Raw genomic sequence first — 4,300 nt, forward strand, 5'->3', positions numbered from 1 at the left:
GCTTGATCTTCTTTGTGCCCATGCTCTCTTGCTCTTCCATGATGTATTCCTTTGTGTGTAAAAGTTGGCCGGTAGATCGTAGCGAAAGTGGTGCGTGTACTGCACCTGCTGAGGCGACGACGTTGTGAGGAACTACCAGTGTCGGCTTGGACGAGATGCGGAGATTTCCGCAGTTTTCAGCTCTCCGTAGCTCCACCCCTCCGCAGCAGATAGCTATCCATAATCCATCCATTATTCTCCCGCGCCTGCGTGCGAGTCGCCGCAATCCGCTCCGCCACCTCATCCAGCGCCCCGGCAATCAGAATCTCGTCCGCTGTCCCCACATAGGCTCCCCAATAGATATGCAGCCCCTGCCCGACAAACCGCAGGTAGGTGTCCTTGGCATCGAGCATCACCGCCACGCTGTCCACGCCTTGCGGCCAGCCCTCGGCCAGCAGGCGGCCGGTGGTGATTTCCACGGCGCGGCCGATCTGGTTCAGCGGTATGCGATGGCGGGCGGTGAGGGCCTGCAGGCTGGTGATGCCGGGGATCACGTCGTAGCTGAGGCCGCTGCGCGCGGCGGCGATGGACTCGATGATGCGGATGCTGCTGTCGTACAGCGAAGGGTCGCCCCAGACCATAAAGGCGGCGACTTCGCCGTCGCTCATCTGCTCATCGATCAACTGCTCGAACACCGCCTGCTTGTCGCGGTTCAGCTCGTCCACGCTGGCTCGGTAGTCGGCGGCGTCACGCTCGCGTTCTGGCTGCTGGCCTTCGGCGAAGCGTGGGTTGTGGCCGTCCAGGAAGCGCTCGCAGATTTCCCGGCGCAGGGCGTTGAGCTTGTGTTTGGCCGGGCCCTTGTCCATCAGGAAGATCACATCGCTGCGGCGCAGGGCCTTGATCGCCTGTTGGGTGATGTAGTCCGGGTCGCCGGCGCCGATGCCGACCAGCAGCAGTTCTTTCATGGTCTGTTCCAGGTGGGCGCGCGGCTTGCGGGCGCCAGTTCGTCGATATGGTGGTAGTCGGCGCCCAGCTCAAAGGCCAGTTGGCGGGCGCGGCCGAGGCGGATAGGAGTACGCTCGATGTCCAGCAGCAAGCCGGGGCAGGGTAGCGCGGTAAGCCGCGGCCAGTTGCGCAGGCGGCCATCGGTAAGCAGCAGCAGGCGTTGTTGTTCGCCCGGTTTGTGGCGTTGCCGGCGGATGAGCCAGGGCGTGGCCAGTTGCAGCGCCTCGATGATCGGCGTGCCGCCGCCGGCGCCGAGCTGGTTCAGCCAGGCGTGCAGTTCGGACGAGGCCTTCTGCCCCTGCCACAGCCAGCGCGGCTGCGCGCCGCCGGCTTCGAGCACGGCCAGGCGGGCGCGCTGGCGGTAGGCGCTGGCGAACAGCTCGGCGAGCAGGCCCTTGGCCTGGGCCAGGGCACCGTTGCGGCGGGTGCTGGCCGAGGCATCGACTATCACCAGCCACAGCTCACCCGGGCGCAGACGGCGGGCGTGCCAGTGCAGGTCGGCGCGGCGGCGTGGGCGGCCGTGGGCGAGGGTCGCCGGCCAGTCGATGCGCGTAGGCGTGCCGCTGCCGCGTGCGCCGCTGCGTCCGCCTTGGGCCTGGCCGGGTTGGGGGAGGGCATCCGCGCCTGGGGCCTGGCGCGGGCGGATGCTCAGGGCTTTTTTGGCCGGCTCGGTAGCTCGCGTCGTTCGCCGACGGCCACGGCCTGCGGCGGCAGTGCGCCCCACTGGCCTTCGCCCTGCTGTTGTTCGGCAGGCTGCTGAGTCTGGTTCGATGCCGGCGGCTGGCTGGCGGACGGTGGCGTGTGTTCGCGACGGCGATGGGCGAGGACGAAGGATTCCAGGGCGTCGATGTCCTGCGCCTCGATGCGGCTGGCGCCGCGCCAGGCGGCATGGGCGCGGGCGCCGCGCAGCCACACCAGGTCGGCGCGCAGGCCGTCGACGGCGGCGGCGAAGCAGCGCTGGGCGATGGCGTCCAGGCTGGCGTCGGCCAGCGGGATGTCGTTCAGGCGCTGGCGGGCCTCGCTGCAGCGCTGGCGCAGGGCGTCCTGTTCGTGCCGCCACTGGGCGAGGAAGGCCTCGGGGGCGTCGTCGAAGGCCAGGCGGCGGCGGACGATCTCGGCGCGTTGCGCTGGCTCGGGCGTACCGCCGAGCTGCACCTTGAGGCCGAAGCGGTCGAGCAGCTGCGGACGCAGCTCGCCTTCCTCGGGGTTCATGGTGCCGATCAGCACGAAGCGCGCCGGGTGGCTGTGCGACAGGCCGTCGCGCTCGATGTGGTTGATGCCGCTGGCGGCGACGTCGAGCAGCAGGTCGACCAGGTGGTCGGGCAGCAGGTTGACTTCGTCGACGTAGAGCACGCCGCCGTGGGCATTGGCCAGCACGCCGGGGGAGAAGCGCACGCGGCCCTCGCCGAGCGCGGCATCCAGGTCGAGGGTGCCGACGATGCGCTCTTCGCTGGCGCCCAGCGGCAGGGTGACGAAGCGGCCGCCATCGAGCAGGTCGGCCACGCCGCGCGCCAGGGTGGACTTGGCCATGCCGCGCGGGCCTTCGATCAGCACGCCGCCCAGGGCCGGGTCGATGGCGGCCAGGCACAGCGCCAGCTTGAGCTCGTCGGCGGCCACCACGGCGGCCAGGGGGAAATGGGGCTGCATGGCGTTACCTCGGATCAAAGGTTGAAAGAAAGCGGGGGTATCGGTTAGCGTGGCAACCATCGTTTTGGAGATCAGCATGTCGTCTCGTCCTTCCCTGAACCGCCTTGTTCGCTCCGCCGCTGCCGGCGTGGCTGGCGTGCGCGCGCAGGTCGAGGCCGTCGCTTATTTCTTTTACGGGTATTGGTTTAGCCAGCGGCGCGCCTGATACCCCACAGGCGCCCCAGAGCAAAGGGTCGCCACCAGCCAGTTTCACGAAACCCCGGTCGGCCACCCGACCGGGGTTTTTGTTTTTTCGGCCCACAAGGCCAACACGATGCATACAGAGGATCGAAACATGACCGCTTACACCGCCTATTACCGCAGCTACCGCAACTCCGCCTGGCGATTTAGCAGCGCTGCCGCGCACCACCGAGATTCCAGTCGAACACCCAGATAGCGCGCCGCGCGTGGCATGAGGCCACGCCGGGCGAGGACCACCGCCATGAATGCTTCCGTTACTGCTCTGCGCGCGCAAGCCGTGTCGCCATCCACCACTCGCCGCCGCGCCACGCCGCTGCCGAGCCCCACCGATCTGCGCCAGCGCCTGCCGCTGTCCGCCGCTCTCGCTGCCCAGGTTCACTCCCAGCGCGAGGCCATCCGCGCCGTGCTCGACGGCTCCGACCCGCGCCTGCTGGTCGTCGTCGGCCCCTGTTCCCTGCACGATCCGCTTTCCGCCCTTGAATACGCTGATCGCCTGGCCGCACTGACACCCGAGGTGAGCGACCAGCTGCTGCTGGTGATGCGCGCCTACGTCGAGAAGCCACGCACCACCATTGGCTGGAAGGGTCTGGTGTACGACCCGCAGCTGGATGGCAGCGGCGACATGGCCGGCGGCCTGGAACTGTCGCGCCGGCTGATGCTGGCCATGCTCGAACGCGGCCTGCCGGTGGCCACAGAGCTGCTGCAACCGTTGGTGGCCGGCTACTTCGACGACCTGCTGGGCTGGGCCGCCATCGGCGCGCGCACCAGCGAGTCGCAGGTGCACCGCGAGCTGGTCAGCGGCCTTGATCTGCCGGTGGGCTTCAAGAACGGTACCGATGGCAGCCTGTCCATCGCTTGCGACGCCATGCGTTCGGCGGCGCACCCGCACCAGCATTTCGGCGTGGACGACCTGGGCCGCCCGGCGCTGGTCGAGACTGCCGGCAACCCGGACACCCACCTGGTGCTGCGCGGCGGCCACAGCGGACCTAACCATGATGCGGCCAGCGTGGCCGTGGCGCGGGCCAGCCTGGAAAAGCAGGGCATCGCCGCACGGATCATGGTCGACTGCAGCCACGCCAACAGCGGCAAGGACCCGCTGCGCCAGCCGGCGGTGCTGCGCGACGTGCTCGACCAGCGCCTGGCCGGCGACGCCAGCCTGCGCGGGGTGATGCTGGAGAGCCATCTGTTCGACGGCTGCCAGGCGCTGTCCACCGAGCTGCGCTACGGCGTGTCGATCACCGACGGCTGCCTGGGTTGGAGCGGCACCGAGGCGATGCTGCGCGAGGCGGCCGAGCGGCTGCGTGGCGGGCGTTGAAGGGCTGCCCTCTCCCTGGCCCTCTCCTATAAATGGGAGAGGGAGATGGGGCGAGTAGGGCGGGTGGAACCCGCGTTGGTTCGGTGCGACGACACCCCTCTCCCCTCGGGAGAG

Annotated in this window: 5 protein-coding genes; 2 read left to right on the top strand and 3 right to left on the bottom strand. The window is 68.9% G+C overall.

Annotation, left to right across the window (positions count from 1 at the left end; genetic code table 11):
- Positions 1-176: 176 nt before the first annotated feature.
- From cobF to PA6_RS14285, 3 genes are read right to left on the bottom strand one after another with little or no spacing between them, the layout of a single operon-like run.
- The gene (gene cobF, locus PA6_RS14275) at positions 177-944 is read right to left on the bottom strand and encodes a precorrin-6A synthase (deacetylating) (RefSeq protein WP_021701642.1); all 768 of its coding nucleotides are present in this window, start codon (positions 942-944) and stop codon (positions 177-179) included.
- Entirely contained in the window at positions 941-1,630 is a 690-nt protein-coding gene (locus tag PA6_RS14280; protein ID WP_043216736.1) for a vWA domain-containing protein, read from the bottom strand. The genes cobF and PA6_RS14280 overlap by 4 nt, the downstream gene beginning before the upstream one ends.
- A 2-nt stretch (positions 1,631-1,632) precedes the next feature.
- Positions 1,633-2,631: an ATP-binding protein gene (locus PA6_RS14285; RefSeq protein WP_021701644.1), complete on the bottom strand. Its 999-nt coding sequence runs from the start codon at positions 2,629-2,631 to the stop codon at positions 1,633-1,635.
- A gap of 49 nt (positions 2,632-2,680) precedes the next feature.
- On the opposite strand from PA6_RS14285, the gene PA6_RS23435 reads away from it, so the two are divergent.
- Both PA6_RS23435 and PA6_RS14290 read left to right on the top strand, forming a co-directional pair.
- Positions 2,681-2,836 (top strand): hypothetical protein, encoded by a 156-nt coding sequence (locus PA6_RS23435; RefSeq protein ID WP_155948010.1) that lies wholly within the window; start codon positions 2,681-2,683, stop codon positions 2,834-2,836.
- A gap of 276 nt (positions 2,837-3,112) precedes the next feature.
- Complete coding sequence (locus tag PA6_RS14290) at positions 3,113-4,186, top strand: 3-deoxy-7-phosphoheptulonate synthase (protein ID WP_021701645.1); 1,074 nt, start codon at positions 3,113-3,115, stop codon at positions 4,184-4,186.
- The last annotated feature ends 114 nt before the right edge of the window (positions 4,187-4,300 follow it).

Origin of the sequence: Aquipseudomonas alcaligenes NBRC 14159 (genome assembly GCF_000467105.1) — a bacterium.
In the GTDB taxonomy this organism is placed as follows: Bacteria; Pseudomonadota; Gammaproteobacteria; order Pseudomonadales; family Pseudomonadaceae; genus Aquipseudomonas; species Aquipseudomonas alcaligenes.